Annotated in this window: 20 protein-coding genes and 1 pseudogene; 13 read left to right on the forward strand and 8 right to left on the reverse strand. The window is 65.1% G+C overall.

What is annotated here, in order from left to right; genetic code table 11:
• Positions 1-322: 322 nt before the first annotated feature.
• Positions 323-1498, reverse strand: coding sequence for an integrase core domain-containing protein (locus tag K8374_RS07680; RefSeq protein ID WP_224458530.1), 1176 nt, complete (start codon positions 1496-1498; stop codon positions 323-325).
• A gap of 578 nt (positions 1499-2076) precedes the next feature.
• Between K8374_RS07680 and K8374_RS07685 the strand changes: the two genes are divergently transcribed.
• The 5 genes from K8374_RS07685 (at position 2077) to K8374_RS07705 (ending at position 9143) form a co-directional block, all read left to right on the forward strand.
• A complete protein-coding gene (locus K8374_RS07685; protein ID WP_084858113.1) occupies positions 2077-2559 on the forward strand; it encodes a formate dehydrogenase subunit gamma in 483 nt (160 codons plus the stop codon).
• Positions 2553-4112 (forward strand): formate dehydrogenase beta subunit, encoded by a 1560-nt coding sequence (locus K8374_RS07690; RefSeq protein WP_224458531.1) that lies wholly within the window; start codon positions 2553-2555, stop codon positions 4110-4112. The genes K8374_RS07685 and K8374_RS07690 overlap by 7 nt, the downstream gene beginning before the upstream one ends.
• Complete coding sequence (fdhF, locus tag K8374_RS07695; RefSeq protein WP_224458532.1) at positions 4109-6985, forward strand: formate dehydrogenase subunit alpha; 2877 nt, start codon at positions 4109-4111, stop codon at positions 6983-6985. The genes K8374_RS07690 and fdhF overlap by 4 nt, the downstream gene beginning before the upstream one ends.
• Positions 6982-7191 carry a formate dehydrogenase subunit delta gene (locus tag K8374_RS07700; RefSeq protein ID WP_224458533.1) on the forward strand — a complete coding sequence of 70 codons (210 nt, stop codon included), beginning with the start codon at positions 6982-6984 and terminating at the stop codon, positions 7189-7191. The genes fdhF and K8374_RS07700 overlap by 4 nt, the downstream gene beginning before the upstream one ends.
• A 134-nt stretch (positions 7192-7325) precedes the next feature.
• Entirely contained in the window at positions 7326-9143 is a 1818-nt protein-coding gene (locus K8374_RS07705; RefSeq protein WP_224458534.1) for an ABC transporter ATP-binding protein/permease, read from the forward strand.
• Between the two features lie 5 nt (positions 9144-9148).
• Here the strand turns inward: K8374_RS07705 and K8374_RS07710 are convergent, their stop codons facing one another.
• The 4 genes from K8374_RS07710 to K8374_RS07725 all read right to left on the reverse strand — a co-directional run bounded on the left by K8374_RS07710 (position 9149) and on the right by K8374_RS07725 (position 12602).
• A complete protein-coding gene (locus K8374_RS07710; protein WP_224458535.1) occupies positions 9149-10366 on the reverse strand; it encodes an MFS transporter in 1218 nt (405 codons plus the stop codon).
• A gap of 107 nt (positions 10367-10473) precedes the next feature.
• Positions 10474-10947, reverse strand: a complete 474-nt coding sequence (locus K8374_RS07715; RefSeq protein ID WP_224458536.1) for an arsenate reductase ArsC — start codon at positions 10945-10947, stop codon at positions 10474-10476.
• 15 nt (positions 10948-10962) lie between these two features.
• Positions 10963-12246, reverse strand: a complete 1284-nt coding sequence (locus K8374_RS07720; protein ID WP_224458537.1) for an arsenic transporter — start codon at positions 12244-12246, stop codon at positions 10963-10965.
• Positions 12247-12257: 11 nt separating this feature from the next.
• Positions 12258-12602, reverse strand: coding sequence for a metalloregulator ArsR/SmtB family transcription factor (locus K8374_RS07725; protein WP_224458538.1), 345 nt, complete (start codon positions 12600-12602; stop codon positions 12258-12260).
• Between the two features lie 233 nt (positions 12603-12835).
• Between K8374_RS07725 and K8374_RS07730 the strand changes: the two genes are divergently transcribed.
• The 5 genes from K8374_RS07730 (at position 12836) to K8374_RS07750 (ending at position 18094) form a co-directional block, all read left to right on the forward strand.
• Complete coding sequence (locus K8374_RS07730) at positions 12836-15076, forward strand: TonB-dependent siderophore receptor (RefSeq protein WP_224458539.1); 2241 nt, start codon at positions 12836-12838, stop codon at positions 15074-15076.
• 315 nt (positions 15077-15391) lie between these two features.
• Entirely contained in the window at positions 15392-15679 is a 288-nt protein-coding gene (locus K8374_RS07735; RefSeq protein WP_224458540.1) for an iron transporter, read from the forward strand.
• Positions 15676-17205: a PepSY-associated TM helix domain-containing protein gene (locus K8374_RS07740; RefSeq protein WP_224458541.1), complete on the forward strand. Its 1530-nt coding sequence runs from the start codon at positions 15676-15678 to the stop codon at positions 17203-17205. The genes K8374_RS07735 and K8374_RS07740 overlap by 4 nt, the downstream gene beginning before the upstream one ends.
• Complete coding sequence (locus tag K8374_RS07745; RefSeq protein ID WP_224458542.1) at positions 17202-17528, forward strand: DUF3325 domain-containing protein; 327 nt, start codon at positions 17202-17204, stop codon at positions 17526-17528. The genes K8374_RS07740 and K8374_RS07745 overlap by 4 nt, the downstream gene beginning before the upstream one ends.
• A gap of 26 nt (positions 17529-17554) precedes the next feature.
• Positions 17555-18094 carry a histidine phosphatase family protein gene (locus tag K8374_RS07750; RefSeq protein WP_224458543.1) on the forward strand — a complete coding sequence of 180 codons (540 nt, stop codon included), beginning with the start codon at positions 17555-17557 and terminating at the stop codon, positions 18092-18094.
• A 28-nt stretch (positions 18095-18122) separates the two neighbouring features.
• On the opposite strand, the gene K8374_RS07755 is transcribed toward K8374_RS07750, so the two are convergent.
• Together K8374_RS07755 and K8374_RS07760 are read right to left on the reverse strand one after the other, a co-directional pair.
• Positions 18123-18908: a sulfite exporter TauE/SafE family protein gene (locus K8374_RS07755; protein WP_224458544.1), complete on the reverse strand. Its 786-nt coding sequence runs from the start codon at positions 18906-18908 to the stop codon at positions 18123-18125.
• Positions 18909-19066: 158 nt separating this feature from the next.
• On the reverse strand, positions 19067-19690 hold the full coding sequence (locus K8374_RS07760; protein ID WP_224458545.1) for a helix-turn-helix domain-containing protein: 624 nt from the start codon (positions 19688-19690) through the stop codon (positions 19067-19069).
• Between the two features lie 114 nt (positions 19691-19804).
• On the opposite strand from K8374_RS07760, the gene K8374_RS07765 reads away from it, so the two are divergent.
• The 3 genes from K8374_RS07765 (at position 19805) to K8374_RS07775 (ending at position 22466) form a co-directional block, all read left to right on the forward strand.
• Positions 19805-20941 carry an NAD(P)/FAD-dependent oxidoreductase gene (locus K8374_RS07765; protein ID WP_224458546.1) on the forward strand — a complete coding sequence of 379 codons (1137 nt, stop codon included), beginning with the start codon at positions 19805-19807 and terminating at the stop codon, positions 20939-20941.
• Positions 20942-20953: 12 nt separating this feature from the next.
• Positions 20954-21331: a RidA family protein gene (locus K8374_RS07770; protein WP_224458547.1), complete on the forward strand. Its 378-nt coding sequence runs from the start codon at positions 20954-20956 to the stop codon at positions 21329-21331.
• A 70-nt stretch (positions 21332-21401) separates the two neighbouring features.
• Positions 21402-22466, forward strand: a complete 1065-nt coding sequence (locus K8374_RS07775; protein WP_224458548.1) for a hypothetical protein — start codon at positions 21402-21404, stop codon at positions 22464-22466.
• 36 nt (positions 22467-22502) lie between these two features.
• On the opposite strand, the pseudogene mcpA reads toward K8374_RS07775, so the two are convergent.
• A pseudogene (gene mcpA, locus K8374_RS07780) lies at positions 22503-24395 on the reverse strand (methyl-accepting chemotaxis protein McpA).
• Positions 24396-24452 lie beyond the last annotated feature (57 nt).

A 24452-nucleotide genomic window follows, 5' to 3' on the forward strand; every position in this document is an offset into this window, starting at 1 on the left:
GTCCAGCCTGAACGGCTAGGTCATCGTCCACAGGATTCATAACAGCAGTATGCTCCTGTCATTGCTCTTGCTCTTGCTCTTGCTCTTGCTCTTGCTACGCGATAGCCCAGGCGCCGCCAATCGCGACGTCAGGAGGCCGAGTGGAAGCCTTGCGCAGGTGGGTGCCAGGCATGGATGCCTGGCAAGCGGCGCAGGGCCATGGATGGCCCTTCGCCGCGCCCCGCCGGAGCAAGGCTGGAGCGAGGGAACCCCGGAGCGCAGCGCAGGGGCCGGATGCAGGAGCCATGTACGGGTCACCCACATGGGTTACATAAAAGTTCACTCACATAGGTGACACCTTGAGCGTCACATAGCCATCAATGGCATCACGCACATCGATCCTACCGAGGACGATTGGACCGAAAATAACATCCCAGAGTCCGTCTCCAACTTGCTCCAGCCCAATGGTCTGGTGCTTCAGTACGTAACCTACGTAGATCCTCAAGCCTCGGCGGCTGACGATGCCGCAACCGTCAATTGGCAAGCTCTCGATATGGCTGGGATAAATCATCTCAGGCAGCTTTTCAGGGAATGGGCGCGGCGAAGGTTGGTAACAGGACGCCGGCGTTCTTTGTTCCAAGGCTTCGTGCAACCGTTCGTAATTGTAATGCTGCCGAAACCGATCAAAGTGCCGTTGTTGAGCCTCCCATGCTATTGCTGGTGGCGATGGGAGCGTGCTCTTGGGAGTCCGATGCATGCGTTCATGCCGGCCATTCTGCTCAGGTCTGCCAGGTGCGATGCGCTCGGGAATGATGCCCAGACGCAACCACCAGATCGACAGTTGGGAAAGACCTGCGCGTCCTTTGCTGGCGAACGGTACGCCGTTGTCGGTTCGGATACGCTCAGGCAGCCCATTTTCACGGAATACATCAGTAAATACCGCCTGCGTTTCCAGGAAGTTCGTGTTTGCCATGCTGTGGCAGGCAAGCAAGAAGCGACTGGCGTGATCCATGATCGTCAACGGATAGCACCAGACGCCTGCCCCTGTGCGGAACTGGCCCTTGTAGTCCGCACTGAACAGCTGATTGGGCAACTCCGCTTTTTCCAGTGGCTTGGGATAGATGGCCACACGCTGACGTAGACGCCGCGGCTTGATCAGTTCGGCTTTCTTGAGGATGTTGTAGATCGCGGTCTTTGAGGGTGGCGCCTGATCAGGAAAGCGCTCCTGCAACGCTGCCTGGATTTTTTTGGGCCCAGGCACCGTCTCCCCCTGACCGCGCAGTTCCACAATGGCCTCGCGGACCGCAACGGGTACAACCCAGTCCTGGGTCAACCGGCGTCGGCTGCGCTCCTCCAAGCCTGCCGGGCCCTCTTTCTCGTATCGCTCGACCCATTTGTAGCCAGTCTTTCGACTGATCTCGTAGGCCTCACACAGGGCGCTGAAGCTAGGCGGCCCCTGCAGGTAGTCCGCGATGAAAAGCATTTTCAGGTCCATAGGTGTTAGCTCTCGCCACGGCATGGTCAGATCCTCGAAAACCGACCTTGCCAGTTAAAGACTGTTACCTATGTGCGTGAACTGATTTGTAACCCATCTGGGTGAGTCATACCGCCAGCGTTTTTTGGTTACTTTTTGTCGCGTTTGACAAAAAGTGACCCGCCGTAAGGGCGGAAAGGTGACTATGCGTCGCCATCGCAAACGGACTGTTCGCCCACCTCATACCAACACCTCCCAAAAAAAGCAGAAGCATCGCCGCCGTTGGAATCGCGAAATATTCATTTGCCATGGCGGCGAAAAGTCATGCTGATGGATTGGTCCGGTCGAAGCGAAAGACAGTTGGCTCCTACAGCACCAGGCAAAAAGCCTTCCAGCACCCCGCGTCGGTTTCAGGATGAGCCCTGTCGCTTGGGTGCAAATCTCCAGCGCCAGTACTGCCATGCTTTAAGGATGCCTAGGGAACCAGTGCGCGCAGACGCATGGCCATGGGCACGGAGGGCGTCCGTAACCATGCAACCGTGACATGGTCGGTGCGCCGCAGCAGAAGACACCGGCGGCCTGCCCAGGGAGGCAGGTCGGTCCGTGATGCCGAGGTCCGCTGTATGCCTGATGAGACGCTTCACCTGCCATTGATCCAGACCGTGCTGGAACGCTTCAAGGACACCCCCGGTGCCTTGCTGCCGATCCTCCACGCCATCCAGGAAGGCGCGGGCTATGTGCCCGATGGCGCCGTTCCCGACATCGCCCATGCCCTGAACCTCAGCCAGGCCGAGGTACGCGGGGTGATCAGCTTCTACCACGATTTCCATACCACACCGCCGGCACGCCATACCCTGCGCCTGTGCCGGGCCGAGTCCTGCCAGAGCCGTGGCGCCGAGGCGTTGGCCGCGCAACTGCGCGAACAGCTGGCGCTGGACGACCATGGCACCAGCGCCGACGGCGCGATCAGCCTGCGGCCGGTGTACTGCCTGGGCGCCTGCGCCTGCTCGCCAGCCCTGGAGCTCGACGGCCAGCTGCACGCCCGCATCACCCCTGAACGCTTGCGTTCCCTGGTCAATGGCTGCCTGGAGGACGAAGCATGCTGAAGCTGTTCATTCCCTGCGATTCGATCGCCCGCGCCGTCGGTGCCGACCAGGTCGCCGAGGCCTTGGTCCGCGAGGCCGAACGTCGGCAATTGCCGCTGGACATCCAGCGCACCAGTTCCCGTGGCCTGTACTGGCTGGAGCCGTTGGTCGAGGTGGAGCAGGCCGATGGTCGCCACGGCTTCGGCCCGGTCGGCGTAGAAGACGTTCCGAGCCTGCTGGATGCCCTGGCCGGCAATGCCGATAGCCATTCGCTGGCCCTGGGGCCGGTGGAAGAAATCCCTTACCTCAAGACCCAACAGCGCCTGCTGTTCGCCCGTGCCGGCATCACCCGGCCGCTGTCGCTGGACGACTACCGCGCCCACGGCGGTTTCGAGGGCCTGACCCAGGCCGTTGCGCTCGATGGCGCCGAGGTGGTCGCCGCCGTGCTGGATTCCGGCCTGCGTGGCCGTGGCGGCGCGGCGTTCCCGGCCGGTATCAAGTGGCGCACCGTGCGTGACGCGCGGGCCGAGCAGAAGTATGTGGTGTGCAATGCCGATGAAGGCGACTCCGGTACCTTCGCCGACCGCATGCTGATGGAAGGTGACCCCTTCCTGCTGATCGAAGGCATGGCCATCGCCGGTCTCGCCGTGGGCGCGACCATGGGCTACATCTACGTGCGTTCCGAATACCCGGATGCGATCCGCGTGCTCAACCAGGCATTCGACATCGCCCGCGCGGCGGGCTACCTGGGCAATGACGTGGCCGGCAGCGGCAAGGCCTTCGACCTGGAAGTGCGGGTCGGGGCCGGTGCCTATATCTGCGGCGAGGAAACCGCGCTGCTGGAGTCCATCGAAGGCAAGCGTGGCATCGTCCGCGCCAAGCCGCCGCTGCCCGCGCTCGAGGGCCTGTTCGGCCTGCCGACGCTGGTGCACAACGTGCTCACCCTGGCGTCGGTGCCGGTGATCATGGCCAAGGGCTCGGCGTTCTACCGCGACTTCGGCATGGGCCGCTCGCTGGGCACCATGCCGTTCCAGCTGGCGGGCAACATTCGCCAGGGCGGCCTGGTGGAACGTGCCTTCGGCCTGACCCTGCGCGAGCTGGTGGAAGGTTACGGCGGTGGTACCGCCAGCGGCCGGCCGTTGAAGGCGGCGCAGGTGGGCGGCCCGTTGGGCGCCTGGGTGCCGCCCAGTGCCTTCGACACGCCGATGGACTACGAGGCTTTCGCCGCCATCGGCGCGATGCTCGGCCACGGTGGCGTGGTCGTCGCCGACGACACCCTGAACATGGCCAGCATGGCCCGCTTCGCCATGCAGTTCTGCGCCGAGGAGTCCTGCGGCAAGTGCACGCCCTGCCGGATCGGCTCGACCCGAGGCATGGAAGTGGTGGACCGGCTGATCGCCGCCACCGATGTCACCGAGCGCCAGAACCAGGCCCTGCTGCTGCATGACCTGTGCGACACCATGCAGTACGGCTCGCTGTGCGCCATGGGCGGGATGACCTCCTACCCGGTGGCCAGCGCCCTCAAGTACTTCCCCGCCGACTTCGGTCTGACCACCACGGAGGTCGCCCAGTGATCAATTTCTTCGACCCCGCCAGCGACATCGACCTGGGTACACCGGCCCGCGAAAGCGACGTGCAGGTCAACCTGGTCATCGATGGCCGTGAAATCAGCGTGCCTGCCGGCACTTCGGTGATGCGTGCCGCGGCGCTGCTGGGCACCACCATTCCCAAGCTTTGCGCCACCGACAGTCTGGAGGCCTTCGGCTCCTGCCGCATGTGCGTGGTGGAAATCGAGGGCATGCGCGGTTACCCGGCATCCTGCACCACGCCGGTCACCGAGGGCATGGTGGTGCGTACCCAGACCTCGCGCCTGGCCGACCTGCGCCGTAACGTGATGGAGCTGTACATCTCCGACCACCCGCTGGACTGCCTGACCTGTTCGGCCAACGGCAACTGCGAACTGCAGACCGTCGCCGGCCAGGTGGGCCTGCGCGAAGTGCGCTACGGCTACGACGGCGACAACCACCTCGACGAGAAGAAGGACGTCTCCAACCCGTACTTCGACTACGAGCCGAGCAAGTGCATCGTCTGCAACCGCTGCGTACGCGCCTGCGAGGAAATCCAGGGCACCTTCGCGCTGACCATCACCGGCCGTGGCTTCGAGTCGCGTGTGGCGGCAGCGGGCGGTGACAACTTCCTGGAGTCCGAATGCGTCTCCTGTGGCGCCTGCGTGCAGGCCTGCCCGACCGCGACCCTGAGCGAGAAGAGCCTGGTCCAGCTCGGCCAGCCCGAGCGCGCCGTGATCACCACCTGCGCCTACTGCGGCGTGGGTTGTTCGTTCCGCGCCGAGATGAAGGGCGACCAGCTGGTGCGCATGGTCCCGGACAAGAACGGCGGCGCCAACCATGGCCACGCCTGCGTCAAGGGCCGTTTCGCCTGGGGCTACGCCACCCACCCGGATCGCGTCACCAAGCCGATGATCCGCAAGCACATCAACGACCCGTGGCAGGAGGTCAGCTGGGACGAAGCGGTCAACTACGCCGCCAGCGAGTTCCGCCGCATCCAGCTCAAGTACGGGCGTGATTCCATCGGCGGCATCACCTCCAGCCGCTGCACCAACGAAGAAGCCTACCTGGTGCAGAAGCTGGTACGCGCTGCCTTTGGCAACAACAACGTCGATACCTGCGCGCGCGTCTGCCACTCGCCGACCGGCTATGGCCTGAAGCAGACCCTGGGCGAGTCCGCCGGTACCCAGAGCTTCGATTCGGTGATGCAGGCCGACGTGGTGCTGGTGATCGGTGCCAACCCCACCGACGCCCACCCGGTGTTCGGCTCCCAGCTCAAGCGTCGCCTGCGCCAGGGCGCGCGGCTGATCGTCATCGACCCGCGACGCATCGACCTGGTGGATTCGCCTCACGCTCGCGCCGAGCTGCACCTGCAGCTGCGTCCGGGCACCAACGTGGCCATGCTCAACGCCCTGGCCCACGTGATCGTCACCGAAGGCCTGGTCGACCAGCCGTTCGTCGATGCGCGCTGCGAGGCAGCCGACTTCGCCCGCTGGCGCGATTTCGTCAGTCTGCCGGAAAACGCACCTGAAGTGCTGGGCCCGGTCTGCGGCGTGCCTGCCGAACAGATCCGCGAAGCGGCTCGCCTGTACGCCACCGGCGGCAACGCGGCGATCTACTATGGCCTGGGCGTCACTGAGCACAGCCAGGGCAGCACCGCGGTGATGGGCATCGCCAACCTGGCCATGGCCACCGGTAACGTTGGCCGCGAAGGCGTGGGCGTGAACCCGCTGCGTGGGCAGAACAACGTTCAGGGTTCCTGCGACATGGGCTCCTTCCCCCACGAACTGCCGGGCTACCGCCACATCTCCAACGAGACCGTGCGCAGCGAGTTCGAACAGGCCTGGGGCGTGACCCTGCAGCCTGACCCGGGCCTGCGGATCCCCAACATGTTCGAGGCGGCCCTGGACGGCAGCTTCAAGGCGCTCTACTGCCAGGGCGAGGATATCGCCCAGAGCGACCCCAACACCCAGCACGTCACCGCCGCCCTGATGGCCATGGAATGCGTGGTGGTGCAGGACATCTTCCTCAACGAGACGGCCAAGTTCGCCCACGTGTTCCTGCCGGGCAGCTCGTTCCTCGAGAAGGACGGTACCTTCACCAACGCCGAGCGCCGCATCTCGCGGGTACGCAAGGTCATGGAGCCGCTGGCCGGCAAGGGCGACTGGGAAGCCACCGTGGCCTTGGCCAATGCGCTGGGCTACAAGATGGACTACCGCCACCCCTCGGAAATCATGGACGAGATCGCGCGCCTGACCCCGACCTTCCACCGGGTCAGCTACGCCGAGATCGACCGCCACGGCAGCCTGCAATGGCCGTGCAACGACGAGGCGCCGGACGGCACGCCGACCATGCACATCGACCAGTTCGTGCGGGGCAAGGGCCGCTTCATGCTGACCGGTTACGTGCCGACCGACGAGAAGGTCAACAACCGCTTCCCGTTGTTGCTGACCACCGGGCGTATCCTCAGCCAGTACAACGTCGGCGCCCAGACCCGTCGTACCGAGAACGTCGCCTGGCACGCCCAGGACCGCCTGGAGATCCACCCGACCGACGCCGAGAGCCGTGGCATCAGCGATGGCGACTGGGTCGGCGTGGGCAGCCGGGCGGGGCAGACGGTGTTGCGCGCGAAGGTCAGCAACCGGGTGGCGCCGGGCGTGGTGTACACCACGTTCCACTTCCCCGAGTCCGGGGCCAACGTGATCACCACCGACAACTCCGACTGGGCCACCAACTGCCCTGAGTACAAGGTCACGGCGGTGGAAGTGGTGCGGGTGTTCCAGCCGTCCGAATGGCAGAAGCGCTACCAGGCCTTCAGCGATGAACAGCAGCGGCTGCTCAAGGAACGCCGCCAAGCCGAGAAAGCCGAGGTGCGCCGATGAGCAGTGGTCATGAAAGCCTGGTCAAGATGGCCAACCAGATCGCCCAGTACTTCGCCAGCGAGCCCGACCGGGCGCTGGCGGTGCAGGGGGTGAGGCAGCATATCCAGAGCTTCTGGACGCCGGCCATGCGTCGGCAACTGGGGGAATGGTCGCAGGCCAACCCGCAGGCCGAGCTGCATCCACTGGTGCGCGAGGCGCTGGCCTAGCGCGGTGCAGCCCAATCGCCGGCACGCCGGCGATTGGGCCGATCGCAAAAGATGAAAAGTCCGTCATGTATGCCTGACGAATCCGGGGGCAATGCTACGCTCGCCAGACAACCCGCATTCGTATGGAAGTCACCATGGACATGAACTGGCACCAGGCCCTGCAGGAGAGCCTGAGCTGGCTCGCAATCGCCTCTCTCTTCACCCTGGCCGGCTTTGCCGCCGCTGGCGCCCTGGCGGTGCGTTTCACCCGTTGGGGGCGGCAGTTCTGGCAGCTCGCCGGCGCCTATTTCAACTTCAGACGCAGCTGGCGCCCCTTGCTGGTGTTCGCGCTGTTGCTGGTGCTGACGCTGTTTTCAGTACGCCTGAACGTGCTGTTCTCATTCTGGTACAACGGTTTCTACAGCGCCTTGCAAGCCCTCGACCAGACGGCGTTCTGGTACCTGCTGGGCGTATTCGCCGTATTAGCCACCATCCATGTGCTGCGCTCGCTGTTCACCTACTACGTGACCCAGGCCTTCAGCATCCGCTGGCGCGTGTGGCTGACCGAACGCCTGACCGCCGACTGGATGCAGGGCGATGCCTACTACCGCGGGCGCTTCCTTGCCGAGCCGGTGGACAACCCCGACCAACGTATCGAACTGGACGTCAACGCCTTCGTCACCGGCTCCGTGTCCCTGGCCCTGGGTGCGGTCAGCGCGCTGGTTTCCCTGGTCGCCTTCACCGCCATTTTGTGGGGGCTCTCCGCACCGTTGACGCTGGCGGGCATGGAGATTCCCCGGGCGATGGTGTTTGCCGTGTACCTCTATGTCATCGTCGCGACCTGGATCGCCTTCCGCCTCGGGCGCCCGTTGATCCGCCTGAACTTCCTCAATGAAAAACTCACCGCCAACTTCCGTTATGCCCTGATGCGCCTGCGTGAGAATGCCGAGAACATCGCCTTCTACCAAGGGGCCCAGGTGGAGCGGGGCACGCTGTTGGGGCGTTTCGGCGCGTTGATCGTCAACGTCTGGGCGCTGGTCTTTCGGAGCCTGAAGTTCAACGGTTTCAACCTGGGAATCAGCCAGGTCGCGGTGGTGTTCCCGTTCATCCTGCAGGCGCCGCGCTTCTTCAGCGGCGCGATCAAGCTCGGTGACGTCATGCAGACGTCCCAGGCGTTCGGCCAGGTACAGGATTCGCTGTCGTTCTTCCGTGAGTCCTATGACACCTTCGCCCAGTACCGCGCCACCCTGGACCGTCTGACCGGCTTCATCGACGCCAACCAGCAGGCCGGCGCGTTGCCGCGGGTGATCACCGAAGACCAGGCCCGGGCGCTGGATATCCGTGGCCTGCAGGTACTGCGCCCCGATGGCCATCCGCTGATCGCCAACCTCGAACTGCGCCTGCAGGCCGGCCAGGCTCTGTTGATCAAGGGGCCCTCCGGCAGTGGCAAGACCACATTGTTGCGAGCGCTGGCAGGCCTGTGGCCCTATGCCGAGGGCCAGGTCGCGCGGCCGTTGGGCAACCGTGCGCTGTTCCTCTCCCAGCGCCCGTACCTGCCCCTGGGCGACCTGCGCACCGCCATCGCCTACCCGGCGGCCGGTGCTGCCGAGGACGACCCACGCATGCAGCAGGCCTTGCGTCAGGTCAACCTGGCCCACCTGGCCGAGCGCCTGGAGGTCAGTTGCGACTGGTCGCACATCCTGTCGGTCGGTGAGCAACAGCGCCTGGCCTTCGCCCGGCTGTTGTTCAACCGGCCGCAGGTGGTGTTCCTCGACGAGTCCACCTCGGCCATGGATGAGGGGCTTGAACATGCGCTCTATTCACTGCTGCGCAACGAAATGCCCGACACCTTGCTGGTGAGCGTCGGCCACCGCAGCACACTGGCCGCGTTCCACACCCACAGGCTGGAAGTCGATGGCCAGGGTGGCTGGTCGTTGTTCGAGCAGCAAGCGGCCGAGGGCACGCTGGCCTAGTTCTGTCAGCGGTCGATGGCGCCGCGCAACAGGGCCACCCCGGCGAGGGTGGCCGCGGCGAAGAGGGCGCCCAGCAGGAACGTGGCTTGGTAGCCGGCGGCATCCCAGAGCAGGCCGGCCACCACGCTGGCGACCAGCAGCGCCACCCCGGACAGCAGGTTGAACATCCCGAACGCGGTGCCGCGCAAGTCTGCCGGTGCGCTGTCGGCGATCAGCGCGCTGAAGATACCCTGGGTAAAGCCCATGTGCAGCCCCCACGACACCACGCCCAACCCCAGGCCCAGCCAACCCGGTGCCCATGCCAGGGCCAGGTCGGCCGCCACCAGCAGCCCCAGGCCGATCATCAGCATCGCCCGGCGCCCGACCCGGTCCGACAAGGCGCCGGCGGGGTAGGCCGAGAGTGAATAGGCCAGCGACATCAGCACCAGCACAGCGGGCGCCCACAAGGCCGGTAGGCCCATGGCCTGGCCTCGCAGCAGCAGGAAGGCTTCACTGAAGCGTGCCAGGGTGAACACCGTCGCCAGGATGATCAGCCGCCAGTAACGCCCGCCCAGGCGGGCCAGTTCCTTGACCGCCAGGGGTGCGCGCACCGGGGCCGGCCTGCTGGAGGCCTCGGGTTCGCGAACGAAGGCGATGAGCACGAACAAGGCCAGGAAGGCTGGCAGCACGGCTATCCAGAACACTGCCTGGAAATGGCTGGCCGTCAGCCACATCAACAGGATCGCCAGCAACGGCCCGAGAAAGGCGCCCACGGTATCCAGCGCTTGGCGCAGGCCAAAGGCCGCACCCCGCAGCCCGGGTGGTGTGACATCGGCGATCAGTGCATCCCGCGGTGCCCCGCGGATGCCCTTGCCGATCCGGTCGACGAAGCGCGCTCCGACCAGCCACTCCAACCCCGACGCCAGAGGGAACACCGGCTTGGTCAGCGCCGCCAGGCCATAGCCCAGCACCGTGAGCAGCTTGCGCTTGCCCAGCCGGTCGCTCAGCGCGCCGGAAAACACTTTGCTGATCGATGCCGTCGCCTCGGCCACCCCTTCGATGAAACCGACCGCCACCACCGAGGTACCCAATACCGTGACCATGTAGAGCGGTAACAGCGCGTGGATCATCTCCGAGGAAATGTCCATGAACATCGACACGAACCCCAGGGCCCAGACGCTACGGGGGATGGCCTGGAGCGTCTGGCGAGAGGGCGAGGAAGAGGCGTGGTCAGCATTGCTCATCGAGGTCCTCGCAAGCTTGTCATGTCCGACGACGTAATGCTCTTCACTTTAGGACATGAACATGTCGCAGTGCCGACCCGCTGGTTCACGTCGAGCTTGCGATCTACTCAGTCGAGACTGCCGATACGTTCCAGTTCCTGCCCCAGCCGTTCACGGTCCAACTGCTCGAACGGCAGGGCGAAGAAGGCCCTGCAGCGGGTTTCGATGTGCGCCAGGGTGGCATGGAACGCGGCCTGCACCTGTTCTTCGTCACCTTGCAGGTCCGATGGGTCCGTAAGCCCCCAATGCGCCTTGAGCGCGGGGCCGAAGTACACCGGGCAGGCTTCACCCGCCGCCTTGTCGCACACGGTGATGACGATGTCCGGCGGGTTGGCTTCGAAGGCATCGTTGCCCTTGCTGTGCAGCCCTGCGGTGGCGATGCCGGCCTGTTCCAGGGTGTGGAGGCTGCGCGGCAGTACCTGGCCGCGGGGGAAGCTGCCCGAGCTCACGGCTTCGAAGCCTGCCGGGGCCAAGTGATTGAACATCGCTTCCGAGAGGATGCTGCGGCAGCTATTGGCGGTACACATGAACAGGACGCGCATGGTGAAGCTCCAAGGTCAGAGGCTCAGGCGAAGGGCCAGGGCACAGAGGGTGACGAGCAGCACGGGCAAGGTCAGCAGGATGCCGACCTTGAAGTAGTAGCCCCAGGTGATGCGCACGCCCTTGCGCGCCAGCACATGCAGCCACAGCAAGGTGGCCAGGCTGCCGATCGGCGTGATCTTCGGGCCCAGGTCGCAACCGATGACATTGGCGTACACCATCGCCTCGCGTACCACGCCTTGCGCTTCGCTGGCGTGAATGGACAAGGCGCCGATCAGCACGCTGGGCATGTTGTTCATCACCGAGGACAGCAAGGCCGAAATCAATCCGGTACCCAGTGTCGCGGCCCACAGGCCCTGGGCGGCCAGGCGGTCGAGCAGGGCGGTGAGCGAATCGGTCAACCCGGCATTGCGCAGGCCGTAGACCACCAGGTACATACCCAGGGAAAAGACCACGATCTGCCAGGGCGCTTCGCGCAATACGCGGCGGGTAGCGATCACATGGCCACGGGCGGCGACGGCGAACAGTACCGCCGCGCAGGCGGCGGCCACGGCGCTGATGGGGACGCCCAATGGCTCGAGGACGAACAGCCCTGCCAGCAATGCCACCAGCACCAGCCAGCCAACGCGGAAGGTAGCGCGGTCACGGATGGCCATGGCCGGGCTCTTCAGGTCATGGGCTTCATAGCGCCGCGGAATGTCACGGCGAAAATACAGGTAGAGGACGATCAAGGTGGCCGCAACGGCGGCCAGGTTGACCGGCAGCATCACCGCTGCGTACTGGTTGAAGCCCAGCCCGAAATAGTCGGCCGAGACGATGTTCACCAGGTTCGACACCACCAGTGGCAGGCTCGCGGTGTCGGCGATGAAACCTGCAGCCATCACGAACGCCAGGGTGGCCGCCGGAGAAAAGCGCAGTGCCAGCAGCATCGACATGACGATCGGGGTGAGGATCAACGCTGCGCCGTCGTTGGCGAACAGTGCCGACACCGCCGCCCCGAGCAGCACGATGAAGGCGAACAGGCGTCGCCCATCACCCCGTGCCCAGCGGGCCACGTGCAGGGCGGCCCATTCGAAGAACCCTGCCTCGTCCAGCAACAGGCTGACGATGATGATGGCGATGAAGGTGGCGGTGGCATTCCAGATGATCGCCCATACCGTGGGGATGTCGTGCAGCGACACCGCACCGACGAGCAAGGCGAGCAGGGCACCCAGGCTGGCGCTCCAGCCTACGCCCAGGCCGCGGGGTTGCCAGATGACCAGGACCAGGGTGAACAGGAAGACAGCGGCGGCAGGCAGCATCGATCAGCTCCTCAGCAGCAGGCGGCGCGCACGGGGCGGCCATCCATGGTGTGCAGGCGGGCGCTGTCGGCCTTGAGCCATGGGGCATTGGCCGACAGGGTCGTGGTCAGCACCACGCCGGTCCAGGCCGGCAGCTCGGGGTTGAGCCGGTAATACACCCACTGGCCCTGGCGGCGGTCGAGCAACACGCCGGCATTGCGCAGCTGGGCCAGGTGGCGGCTGATCTTCGGCTGGCTGTCGGCCAGGGCGCACATCAATTCGCAGACGCACAGTTCGCCGTGTTCGAGGATGAGCAGCAGCGCTCGGAGCCTGGTTTCATCGGCCAGGGATTTGAAGAAATCGGTTGGGGTGAGCATGGGAGGGTCCTGGCAAGTGGCGCTGCGAATATACGCAAATTCATATATATGGCAAATCGAATGTTTGGATGTCCTGTAGGAGCGGGTTCACAAGTTCCTCCGCCTATCTGTAAATTTCGTAAATAAGATTTAAACACATTTGAGAATCATTATATTCACGATCCCTGTCCGCCCCCGTAATCGTGCGGGGGCCGGGTTATGCCTTTGGCCCATGAACCGCAGGAGATCTGTCGATGCAACCCAGAACCTCACCCAACAGCCTGGCCCTGGCCTTCGTCGCCCTGACGTCGCCGGCCGTGGTGGCGACTGCGGCCCAGGCCGAGCAGAAGCAGGCCGCCGAGGTGCTGGAGGTGCCGGTCGACGGCAACGCGCTGGTGATCCAGGACACCCTGGTTACCGCCGAGCGTGAAGCTCGCCAGGCCCTGGGCACATCGATCATCACTGAAGAGGACATCAAGCGTCATCCGCCGGCCAATGACCTGTCCGAACTCATCCGCCGCGAACCTGGGGTCAACCTGACCGGCAACAGCGCCAGCGGCGCACGGGGCAACAACCGTCAGATCGACCTGCGCGGCATGGGCCCGGAGAACACCCTGATCCTCATCGACGGCAAGCCGTCGAGCGCGCGCAACTCGGTGCGCTACGGCTGGAACGGTGACCGTGATACCCGTGGCGAGACCAATTGGGTGCCGGCCGAGGCGGTCGAGCGTATCGAGATCCTGCGCGGCCCGGCTGCCGCGCGTTACGGTTCCGGCGCCATGGGTGGGGTGGTGAACATCATCACCAAGCGGCCTACCGACGAACTCAAGGGCAGCGTCAGCCTGTTCACCCAGTTGCCCGAGGACAGCGCCGAGGGGGCCAGCCGGCGGGCCAACTTCAACCTCAGTGGCGGCCTGACCGAGAACCTGGGCTTTCGCCTCTACGGCGGCCTGGCCAAGACCGATGCCGACGACCTGGACATCAACGCCGGGCATGCCAACAGCGCCCTGGTGGCCGGTCGCGAGGGTGTGCGCAACAAGGACATCAACGGCCTGTTGAGCTGGAAGCTCAACGACGAGCACCGCCTGGAACTCAACGCCGGCTACAGCCGTCAGGGCAACATCTTTGCCGGCGACACTATGAACAGCAATGGTGGCGGCGACCCGGAATTCGTCGCCGACCTGTATGGCCATGAAACCAACGTCATGCAGCGCAGCACCTACGACCTGACCCATCTGGGCGACTTCACCTGGGGCACCAGCAAGACCGTGCTGGCCTACGAATACGTGCGCAACTGGCGGTTGAACGAAGGCCTGGCCGGGCGCACCGAAGGCGCGCCGAACGACGAGGGGGCCGCGATGTCGCGCCTGCGCAACACGCGCCTGAACAGCGAAGTGAACCTGCCGTTCGCCCTGGGCAGCACCGAGCATGTGCTGACCCTGGGCGGTGAGTACCTCTACGAGTCGCTCAACGACCAAGGCTCGTTCCGCCCGCAAAGCTCCGACCCCACCGGTGACGGTGACGACACGATCATCGGCTTCGACCGCAGCAACACCAAGATGACCGCGCGCAGCTACGCGCTGTTCGTCGAGGACAACATCGTCGTGGGCGATACCACCATCACCCCGGGCCTACGCTTCGACCACCACGAGACCTTCGGCGACAACTTCAGCCCGAGCCTGAACCTGTCGCACAAGATCACCGATGCCCTGAGCGTCAAGGGCGGCATCGCCCGTGCCTACAAGACGCCCAACCTGTACCAGTCCAACCCCAGCTACCTGCTCTACAGCCGTGGCAACGGTTGCAGCGTGCAACAGACCAACAACGGTGGCTGCTACCTGCAGGGCAACGCCGACCTCAAGCCGGAGATCAGCGTCAACAAGGAAATCGGCCTGCTGTACGACCGTGGCACCTGGCGCACCAGCGCGACCTATTTCCGTAACGATTACAAGAACAAGATCATCGGGGGGACCGATGTGGTCTATGACATCAATGGCGGGCGCCGCGTGACCCAGTGGGAGAACGCCGGCAAGGCGCGGGTCGAAGGCATCGAGGGCAACTTCTTCATGGCGCTGACCCCGACCCTGGACTGGAACACCAACCTGACCTGGATGCTCGACAACGACAACCGCGAAACCGGCGAGCCGCTGTCGGTGATCCCCGAATACACCGTCAACACCACCCTCGACTGGCGTGCCACCGACAAGCTGTCGTTCCAGGTGGCCGGGACCTATTTCGGCAAGCAGAAGTCGCCGACCTACAACTACCGCACCCAGCAGGACTACGACAAAGCCGCCCAGCAGGACGTTGAGGCGTATGGCTTGGTGGATGTGAGTGCCGGCTATACGTTCAACGCCAACTATGACGTGCGGGTAGGGGTGAACAACCTCTTCGACAAGCAGATCTTGCGCGGCGGCAACGCCAGCAGCTCGGGGGCCAACACCTACAACCAGCCGGGGCGTGCGGTGTTCGCGGCACTGAATATTTCGTTCTGATGTGAACAGGGGGCCGCGGTGCGGCCCGATCGCGGGGCAAGCCAGCTCTCATAGAACAACGCATAACTCATTGATTTGACAAGGCCTGTAGGAGCGGGCTTGTCCCGCGATCAAGGGCGAAGCCCTTGCCATACAGCCGCGGCGGCTGGGCCGGCCCAATCGCGGGACAAGCCCGCTCCTACAGAAGAAGGCGGCGCTAGCCACTTGTTCTCTGCGCGACAGCGCAGCCCAAAGGGCTGAGTGATCTCCTACAGGGATTGTGCAATACCTGTGGGGGCGGGCTGCGCAGCAATCCCCGTACCCAAGGAGCCCACGATGAGCATCCTCCCCACCAGCCTGGCCATCCTCTCGCGCAGCGCCGCCGCATTGGTCGGCGGCTATGCCTTCACCTACGCCTTCACCGCCTGCCTGGCCCGCCTGTTGCCACTGGCCCCGGCCGACGCAGTGACCGTCGCCACGCTACCGGCCTTCATTTTCTATACCGCCGCCATTCTCTGGGCTTTTGCCAGCGGTGACGCCTTGCGTGCCTGGCTGCCCTTGGCCTTCGCCGCGCCACTGGCACTGGCAGGCTTCTGGCCCCAGGCAATGAGGTGGCTGGCATGAAGAACAGCTTCACCCAATCGATGGCCTGGTTGCATACCTGGGCCGGGTTGATTTTCGGCTGGTTGCTGTTCGCCATCTTCGTCACCGGCACCTTGGCGGTATTCGACAAGGAACTCAGCCACTGGATGCAGCCGGAGATTCCGGCCAGCGAAGTCGCCCAGGCCGACGCCGCCCACCGCGCCATCGCCTATCTGCAGGCCCATGAGCCCACCGCCGGCAACTGGGGTATCAGCCTGCCCACCGAGCGCTCGCCGGGGCTGCGGGTTTCCACCGGCGACCGTCGCCATGGCGTCGGCGTGCAACTGGACCCGCAGACCGGCGAGCCGATCCAAGTGCGTGACAGCGTCGGCGGCAATTTTTTCTTCCGCTTTCATTTCACCTTGGACCTGCCGCGCAACTGGGGCATCTTCGTGGTCGGCGCCTTGGCCTTGGTGATGCTGGCGGCGCTGGTCACCGGTATCGTGATCCACAAGAAGCTCTTCAAGGAGTTCTTCACTTTCCGCCCGGCCAAGGGGCAGCGCTCCTGGCTGGATTTTCACAACGCAAGTGCGGTGCTGTTGCTGCCGTTCCACCTGATGATCACTTATACCGGGCTGGTGATCTTCATGCTCATCTACATCCCGGCCGGGGTCGACGCACTGTTCGACGGCGACACCCGGGCGTATTTCCAGGCCCAGGGCAATGTGCGACCGGAGACGCCGCGCCCGTTGGCCCGGCAGCCTGGTGTACTGGTCGACGTGGCGCCTTTGCTGGCCGACGCCCAGGCCCGTCTGGGGCCCATCGGCGGTCTGAACATTCGTAACCCCAATACGGCCGCGGCGCGCATCGAGATCCGCCCGGAGCTCGGCAACCGTATCGCCCTGACCAAAGGGCATGCCATGGTCTTCGACGGTGTGACCGGCGAATTGCTCGGCGATGTACCCGAGCTGCGCCCGGCACCGCTGACCCAGCGGGTGATGGCAGGCCTGCATTTTGCCCAGTTCGGGGGCTATCCCATGCGTTGGTTGTACTTCGTCTGTGGGCTGGTGAGCTGCGCGATGATCGCCAGCGGGCTGGTGCTGTTCTGCGTCAAGCGCGGGCGCAAGTACGCCAACACGACCGCAGGGGCGTGGCCGCATCGCTGGTACCGGCTGGCCGAGGTGTGCAACGTCGGGTTCGTCAGTGGCCTGCTGCTGGCCTGTGCCGGCCTGCTGTGGGCCAGCCGACTGCTGCCGATGGAGTTGGCGCACCGCGAAGCCTGGGAGGTGCGGGTGTTCTTCGGCAGTTGGTTGCTGGCACTGTTGCACGCAGGCGTGCGACCCGCCAGGCGCGCATGGGTCGAGCAATTGGGCCTGGCTTCGTTGCTGTGCGTCGGGCTTGGCGTATTGGGGGCGGCCAGCGGTGCGGGCAGCAACCTGCGGCTGGGCGTCGAAGCCACCGGCCTTGTTCTGGGCCTGGGGCTGGCCATGGCGGCCTGGCGGGTGGCCTGCGCCGAAGGGGCGCCGGCGAAGCGCCGTACAGCGCGCGGCGTGGAGGCCAACGGATGACGATGATGATGGTGGGCGGCCTGTTGTGGGCCTACGCGGGCATGGTCGGCCTGTGCCAAGGGTTGGAGCGGCACTACAAGCAGGTCTGGGGCAGAGCATGCCCGTCGCTGCTGCGCCGCTCACTGCGAGGCGGTGGCTGGGCAGCGCTGGCCATCAGCCTGCTGCTGTGCGCCGAAGCCTGGGGGTGGGCCATGGGGCCGGTGGCCTGGTTCGGGATGATCTCGCTGGCGGCGGTGGTGCTGGTGCTGCTGCTGCCGTACTGGCCGCGGCTGGCAATCGGGTTGGTGGGGTTGCTGCCGCTCTGGACGGTGTCGATACTCTGAGCACCGCCCCAACGACGAGACCACCTGTGAAAGCCGTTCGCCTGACCCTCATCTGCCATGCCTTGACCCAGAGCCAAAAGGTCGGACGCTTCTCCACTGTCGACGAGGCCATCCTGCCCGTAGGCCAGTGGCCTGCCGCAACCGAGCCGGGTATCCGCATCCTGAGCGCGCCTGAACCACGTGCGCGCCAGACGGCCCTTGGCCTGGGGGCGAAAGTGGATATCGAACCGGCCCTGGCGGATAACGACCTGGGCGCCTGGCAGGGGCTGGCGCTCAAGCCGTTGCAGGCCGAGGCCCCTGAGGCGCTGGGGCAATGGCTCGAGGACCCGCACAGCGCACCCCATGGCGGCGAGACCATCGCCCAGCTCTGCCAGCGGGTTGCGGCTTGGCTGGAAGCATTCGACAGGCCGGGGGAGACGTGGGCGGTGACCCATCCGCAGGTGATACGGGCGGCGTTGGTTCATGTACTGCATAGCCCGTTGGCGGGGTTCCAGCGTATCGATGTGCCGCCGTTGTCGCGGCTGCATTTGAGCCGGGCGGGGCAGTGGCGGTTGCGGTTGGGTTGAGCAACCCGGCGCGCGCAGCGCTCCCGGCTCAGAACGCCAGCTTGTAGCCGATCAGTAACAGCATCGTCGCCAGGCAAGGGCGCAGCACGCGGTCGGAGATGCGCCCGGTGAGGTGGCTGCCCAGGTAGATCCCAGGCAGCGAGCCGAGCAGCAGGTAGCCCAGCAGCGACCAGTCCATGTTCCCCATGCCGGCATGGCCCAGGCCTGCCACCAGGGTCAGGGGCACGGCATGGGCGATCTCGGTGCCCACCAGGCGACGGGTGACGAGGAACGGGTAGAGCAGGAACAGCGCCACGGTGCCCAGGGCGCCGGCGCCGATGGAGGTCAGGGTGACCATTACGCCGAGCATTACACCGGTGAGCACCGTGAGGATGTTCAGGGCGCGGTCGCTGAGATGATAGTGGTCGCCCGCGTGGCGGTTGGCAAACGCCTGCAGGCGGGATTTGAACAAGATCGCCAGGGCGGTGAGGATCAGCACCACGGCCAGGCCCTGCTTGATCACCGCATTGAGCGCCGAGGTATCGGTGTGCAGGGTGCTGAGGAACCACAAGGTCGATGCCGCCGCGGGCACGCTGCCCAGGCTCAGCAGGCCGGTGATCTTCCAGTCGATGTTCTTGTTGCGCCCGTGCACCCAGACGCCACTGGCTTTGGTGATGGCGGCATAGAGCAGGTCGGTGCCCACGGCAGTGGCGGGGTTGATGCCAAACCAGAGCAGGATGGGGGTCATGAGCGAGCCGCCGCCCACGCCGGTCATGCCGACGATGAACCCAACAACCAGCCCCGCGATGGTGAAACCGAAAGAACCTACATCCATACGCTACTCGACGCCCAACTTGCCCGTGATCGGATGGCTGCCAGCATAAAGGTTTTTTTATAACCGAATAGACTTGTTCGTTATTAGGTTATAACCGTCTGCTTTCTGTCTTCGTCTGGATGGATAAGGTGGTGAAGCGGTGGGGGGCGCAGCGGCCCTCAACGGTCGGTCATCACCACCATGACGTGGGCATCCCCGCCATCTTCACTTTCGGACAGGTAGATATGCCCCACCTGGCTGTCGAAATAGGCGGTCTCCTGCGGCCCGATGCTGACCGCCTCGCCGGTCTCGAACAGGATCCGTACGCGCCCGCTCAATACCAGGGCGAACTCCTGGCCGGGATGGCGGATGAAGTCGTCGAACTGGCCGCGTTCGCGGGCGATGATGCGAGCATAGGCGGGCGTCATGCAGCGCTCGGGAAAGGCGCCGGCGAGAGGGTGGTAGTCATAGGTGCCGGTGGAATAGCCGGCCGAATCAGGCAGTGAATCGACCACCACCGTGGCCGGCACGGGCGCGGTCACCGGCCCGCTGGGACGAAACAGCAGGGCAATGTCCACGTTCAAGGCGCGCGCGGCGGCGGCCAGTTTTTCATAGCTCACCGAAACCTGGGCCAGCTCCATCTTCGACAAGGTCGACACCGGCACGCCGCTGAGAGCGGACAGCTCCTTGAGTGTCATCTGCCGGGCCTTGCGCACCTGGCGCAAGCGCGCGCCGACCTCGGCTCGGTCGAGCAGGGGCCGGGCACCGGGTTGGGCATTGGCGCGGGTACGGTCGTCGGGCATCGGCTCTCTCTTGGGCAGCGTTTGGTCGGGCATCTTACCTTGGACACTTGCGCGAGCTGAAATTCTCATATATTAGAATTCTCATAAATGATAATTGGCGCGACAGGAGCGTGCATGGCTCAGATCTACGACACCCTCATCATCGGTGCTGGCATCGCCGGTGCTTCCCTGGGCTACCGCCTGGCCGGGCAGCGCCAGGTGTTGATGCTCGAACGTGAGGCCCAGCCTGGCTACCACTCGACCGGGCGTTCGGCGGCCATGTTCATGGAGGCCTATGGCACGCCGCAGATCCAGGCACTGACCCGCGCCAGCCGTGCCTTCTACGAGCAGCCGCCGGCAGGCTTCTGCGAGCATCCGCTGCTGGAGCCGCGGGGCTGCCTGTATGTCGCCAACACCGAGCAGCGCGACATGCTCGAGGCCACCTATGCGCAGAACCTGGCCAACGGCACCGACGTGCGCCTGCTCGACCGTGACGCCGCCCTGGCCCTGGTGCCCAGCCTGCGCAGCGAGGCCTTGTGCGGTGCAGTGCACGAGCAGGGGGCGATGGATTTGGACGTGCATGCCCTGCACCAGGGCTTCTTGCGCGGCTATCGCGCCGCAGGCGGCGAGCTGCGCTGCAACGCAGCACTCACCCAGGCTTATTACCTGGACGATCTATGGCAGGTATCCCTCGCCGATGGCCGCCATGTACAGGCACGGCAGCTGGTCAATGCCGCAGGCGCCTGGGCCGACCAGGTGGCCGAGCAATGCGGTGTGGCCAAGATTGGCCTGCAGCCGTGCCGACGCAGTGCGTTCACCTTCCCGGGCCCGGCGGAGGAAGATTTCAGCCGCTGGCCCGCGGTCATCGGCGTGGATGAAAGCTTCTATTTCAAGCCCGATGCCGGCCAACTGCTCGGTTCTCCGGCCAATGCTGACCCGGTCGAGCCCCAGGATGCCGCACCTGAGGAGCTGGATGTGGCCCTGGGCATCTATAACATCGAAGCCATGACCACCTTGCAGATTCGTCGTCCGAGCCACAGCTGGGCCGGGCTGCGCTCGTTCGTCGCCGATGGCGACCTGGTCATTGGGTTCGACCCGGGCACGCCAACGTTCTTCTGGCTGGCGGCCCAGGGGGGCTACGGCATCCAGTCCGCCGCCGGGGCATCGCGCCTGGCCGCGGATCTGCTGCTTGGCCAGCCGCTGTGCCCGAGCCTGACGGCCCAGGGCGTCTCCCCTGAACACTTGTCCCCAGCACGTTTGCTGCAACCTTGAGAGGTATTACCCATGAGCAATGACATCCAGCGTTTCCCCAGCAGCCTGCCGTTCCCGTTCTCCCGGGCGGTGAAGGCGGGCGGCTTCCTGTTCCTGTCGGGCCAGGTGCCGATGAGTGCATCCGGCGAAGTGGTGCGCGGTGACATCCAGGCGCAAACCCGGGCGGCCTGCGAGCGCATCGGCGAAAGCCTGGCGGCGTGCGGTGCGCGTTTCGACCAGGTGGTGAAGGTCACGGTCTGGCTGTCGGACATGGCCCATTTCGCCGGTTTCAACGAGGTCTACAAGGCATTCTTCGGTGAGGCGTTGCCGGTGCGTTCGACGGTGGCCTCGGCACTGGCTCTGGATGTGGACGTGGAAATCGAGGTGCAGGCGTTCGTTGGACACGACTGACGCGAACTTGCCGCTCCCACACGGTGAGGGCGGTGGGGTGGCTTAAAACAACAATAATCCAGAGGTGCACATGAAAGAGCAGCTGAAGATCGCCGGGGCTTTCGTCGGCGTGATCGTGGGGGCGGGCTTCGCGTCCGGGCGGGAGCTGTTGCTGTTCTTCGTCGATTTCGGTGTCTGGGGCCTGGTCGGTGCCCTGGTCAGCGCCGCGCTATTCACCTTCCTGGGCATGGCCCTGGCGGGCTTGGGCAACCGCCAGCACGCCACGTCGCACAAGGACGTGATCCAGGCCATCTGCGGCCGTCACCTGGGCCTGTTCGTCGACTGGTTGATCACCTTCTTCATGTTCGCTGTCACCGTGGTCATGCTCGCTGGCGGCGGCGCGTTGCTGGAGCAGCAGTTCGGCGTGCCGGCGCTGGCCGGTAGCGTGCTGGTGACCGTGATGGTGGTGGCTATCGTGTGCCTGGATGTGCAGAAGGTGATCGTCGCCATCGGTGCCGTCACGCCGATATTGATCCTGGTGGCCTCGGCCATCGCGCTGTATGCCGTGGCGAGCCGCGGGCAGAGCTTCGCCGAACTCGACCAGTTGGCCAGCCAGCAGGAGGCCGGTACTCGCCACTGGCTACTCGGCGCGTTCTTGTATGTGTCGTACAACATCGTGGCCGGTGCGCCGATCCTGGCCATTCTTGGCGGTTCGGCCAAGGGCGAGAGAACGGCGGTGTGGGGCGGCCTGATCGGTGGCGCGGCGCTGGGTGGGCTGATGCTGGTGATGAGCGCGGGGCTGTTGTCGCGGTTGGACAGCGTGGCCGAGCTGCCCATGCCGATGCTGTCGATCGCCAATGAAGTGTCGCCGCTGCTGGGTGTGGTGATGTGCCTGATCATCTTCGGGATGATCATCAATACGGCGGTGGGGACGCTGTTTTCCTTCCTGTCGCGCTTGCTGCCGGCGGGGACCCGGCAGTTCCGCTGGGGGTCGGTGGTGACCGGTGTGGTGGCGTTCGTCTGCAGCCTGGTGGGCTTCATCAGCCTGGTGGGGGAGGTGTACCCGTTCTTCGGTTACCTGGGCTTCGTGCTGATGGCGGCGGTATTGCTGGGGTGGCTGCGGCGGGGCAAGGTACGGAAGGTGGCAGTGGCCTGAGCGAGGGGGCTGCCTTGCAGCCCGCTCCTACACGCTTTAGATCCTGAAGCTGCCCACCAGCTGCTTCAAGCGCCCCGCCTGCTGGCTCAGGGCATCGCAATGGCGCAGGGTTTCGTTGAGGTTCTCCACCCCTTGCTGGTTGAGGCTGTTGATCTGGGTGATGTCCAGGTTCAGGCTCTCGACCACCGCGCTCTGCTCCTCGGTGGCGGTGGCCACCGACTGGTTCATGCCGTCGATCTCGCCGATGCGTTGGGTCACGCTGGCCAGCCGCTCGCCGGCCTGATTGGCCACCTGCACGGTCTGCTCGCTGGACACCTGGCTTTCGTTCATGGTGTACACCGCCTCGCGCGAACCCACCTGCAGGCTGGTGATCATACGGTGGATCTCCTCGGCCGACTCCTGGGTACGGTGGGCCAAGGTTGCGCACCTCGTCGGCCACCACCGCGAACCCACGCCCGGCCTCGCCGGCACGGGCCGCCTCGATGGCGGCGTTGAGCGCCAGCAGGTTGGTCTGCTGGGAGATGCCCTTGATCACGTCGAGGATCTTGCCGATCTCGTCGGTGCTGGCGTTGAGCGCCTCGATCTGCTCGCACGACTCGCTGATCTTCTGCGACAGCGCGGTCATGGCGTTGATCGCATCGTCCACCACCTGGCGACCGTCGTTGGCCTGGCCTGGTCGCTGGCGCCGCTGGCATGCTGCGAGGCGTCGGCGGCATTGCGGGCGATTTCCTGGGTGGCGGCGCCCAGCTGGTTGATCGCCGCGGCGACGCTGTTGGTGCGCATGCTCTGTTCCTCGGAGCCGATGATCGAGGCGTTGGAGGCGTGGACCACCTTCTCCGACAGGTCATGCACCAGGCGGGTGGCCGAGGACACCTCGCTGATCGAGGCGTGAATACGCTCGACGAAGCGGTTGAACGAGGTGGCCAGTTCGCCGAACTCGTCCTTGTGCTGCACCGCCAGGCGGCGGGTCAGGTCGCCTTCGCCTTCGGCGATGTCCTGCATGGCGCGGCCCATGGTGGTCAGCGGGCGCATCAGCACCGGGATCAGCAGGCCCAGCAGGCCGGCGATGGCGGCCACGGCGATGAGCATGGCGATGATCGCCGAGGTGCGGAACTGGCTCAGGCCCGCGTAGGCTTTGTCCTTGTCGATGGACAGGCCGATGTACCACTGGGCCGAGGGCAGGCCCTGCACGGGGGCGAAGGAAATGATGCGCTCCTGGCCGTTCAAGGTGACGTCCTGCATGCCGGGCTCGACCTTCAAGGCGGCATCGGGGTAGATGTCCTTGAGGTTCTTCATCACCTGGTCCTGGTCAGGGCTGACGATCACCTGGCCGTTGCGGTCGGCGAGGAAGGCGTGGCCGATGCCGCCGAAGTCCACGGCATTGATGATGTCCACCAGGGTATTGAGGCTCAGGTCGCCGCCGACCACGCCGAGCAGCTCACCGCTGGCCTTGGCCTTGACCGGGATGGCGATGGTCACCACCAAGCCGCCCACCGACGCCTGGTAGGGTGGGGTCAGCAAGGTCTTGTCGGCCGTTACGGCGGCGGTGTACCAGGGCCGCTGGCGCGGGTCGTAGCCGTCGGGCATCTTGGCGTCCGGCCGCTGGGTGAACACGCCGTTGTTCTGGCCGAAATAGGTGAACTGGAAGTTGTTGGTGTACGACGGCTGGTCGACCAGCCCGGGCAGGGTCTCACCGGCACCTTGCTGAGCAATGTCCTGGGCCAGGTTCTCGAGCACCAGGATGCGCCCGCTCATCCAGTTCTGCACGCTGCCGGCGGTCTGCGCCCCTGCCTGGCGTACGGAGGATTCGATGTTCTGGCGCGTGGTGGTGCGCTGCAGGTAGTCGTTGTAGAGGGTGAACAAGGCGAATGCCAGGACAACGACGCCGCAGGCACTGAGCAGGATCTTGTGGCGGAATTTCAGGTTCATGTTTCGAGACCTTGGGCCGGTGAGGGGAGGACGCCGCGCGCTCGTGGCACGCAGGGC

Source organism: Pseudomonas sp. p1(2021b), from assembly GCF_020151015.1.
Lineage (GTDB): Bacteria > Pseudomonadota > Gammaproteobacteria > Pseudomonadales > Pseudomonadaceae > Aquipseudomonas > Aquipseudomonas putida_K.

Bases quoted from the DNA above. Each gene is read 5' to 3' on its own strand.
- K8374_RS07680 (WP_224458530.1), bottom strand. From the start codon at position 1,498: ATGCCGTGGCGAGAGCTAACACCTATGGACCTGAAAATGCTTTTCATC.
- K8374_RS07690 (WP_224458531.1), top strand. From the start codon at position 2,553: ATGCTGAAGCTGTTCATTCCCTGCGATTCGATCGCCCGCGCCGTCGGT.
- K8374_RS07700 (WP_224458533.1), top strand. From the start codon at position 6,982: ATGAGCAGTGGTCATGAAAGCCTGGTCAAGATGGCCAACCAGATCGCC.
- K8374_RS07755 (WP_224458544.1), bottom strand. From the start codon at position 18,908: ATGGATGTAGGTTCTTTCGGTTTCACCATCGCGGGGCTGGTTGTTGGG.
- K8374_RS07710 (WP_224458535.1), bottom strand. From the start codon at position 10,366: ATGAGCAATGCTGACCACGCCTCTTCCTCGCCCTCTCGCCAGACGCTC.
- K8374_RS07730 (WP_224458539.1), top strand. From the start codon at position 12,836: ATGCAACCCAGAACCTCACCCAACAGCCTGGCCCTGGCCTTCGTCGCC.
- K8374_RS07765 (WP_224458546.1), top strand. From the start codon at position 19,805: ATGGCTCAGATCTACGACACCCTCATCATCGGTGCTGGCATCGCCGGT.
- K8374_RS07770 (WP_224458547.1), top strand. From the start codon at position 20,954: ATGAGCAATGACATCCAGCGTTTCCCCAGCAGCCTGCCGTTCCCGTTC.
- K8374_RS07715 (WP_224458536.1), bottom strand. From the start codon at position 10,947: ATGCGCGTCCTGTTCATGTGTACCGCCAATAGCTGCCGCAGCATCCTC.
- K8374_RS07725 (WP_224458538.1), bottom strand. From the start codon at position 12,602: ATGCTCACCCCAACCGATTTCTTCAAATCCCTGGCCGATGAAACCAGG.
- K8374_RS07685 (WP_084858113.1), top strand. From the start codon at position 2,077: ATGCCTGATGAGACGCTTCACCTGCCATTGATCCAGACCGTGCTGGAA.
- K8374_RS07760 (WP_224458545.1), bottom strand. From the start codon at position 19,690: ATGCCCGACGACCGTACCCGCGCCAATGCCCAACCCGGTGCCCGGCCC.
- K8374_RS07735 (WP_224458540.1), top strand. From the start codon at position 15,392: ATGAGCATCCTCCCCACCAGCCTGGCCATCCTCTCGCGCAGCGCCGCC.
- K8374_RS07740 (WP_224458541.1), top strand. From the start codon at position 15,676: ATGAAGAACAGCTTCACCCAATCGATGGCCTGGTTGCATACCTGGGCC.
- K8374_RS07705 (WP_224458534.1), top strand. From the start codon at position 7,326: ATGGACATGAACTGGCACCAGGCCCTGCAGGAGAGCCTGAGCTGGCTC.
- K8374_RS07745 (WP_224458542.1), top strand. From the start codon at position 17,202: ATGACGATGATGATGGTGGGCGGCCTGTTGTGGGCCTACGCGGGCATG.
- K8374_RS07720 (WP_224458537.1), bottom strand. From the start codon at position 12,246: ATGCTGCCTGCCGCCGCTGTCTTCCTGTTCACCCTGGTCCTGGTCATC.
- K8374_RS07775 (WP_224458548.1), top strand. From the start codon at position 21,402: ATGAAAGAGCAGCTGAAGATCGCCGGGGCTTTCGTCGGCGTGATCGTG.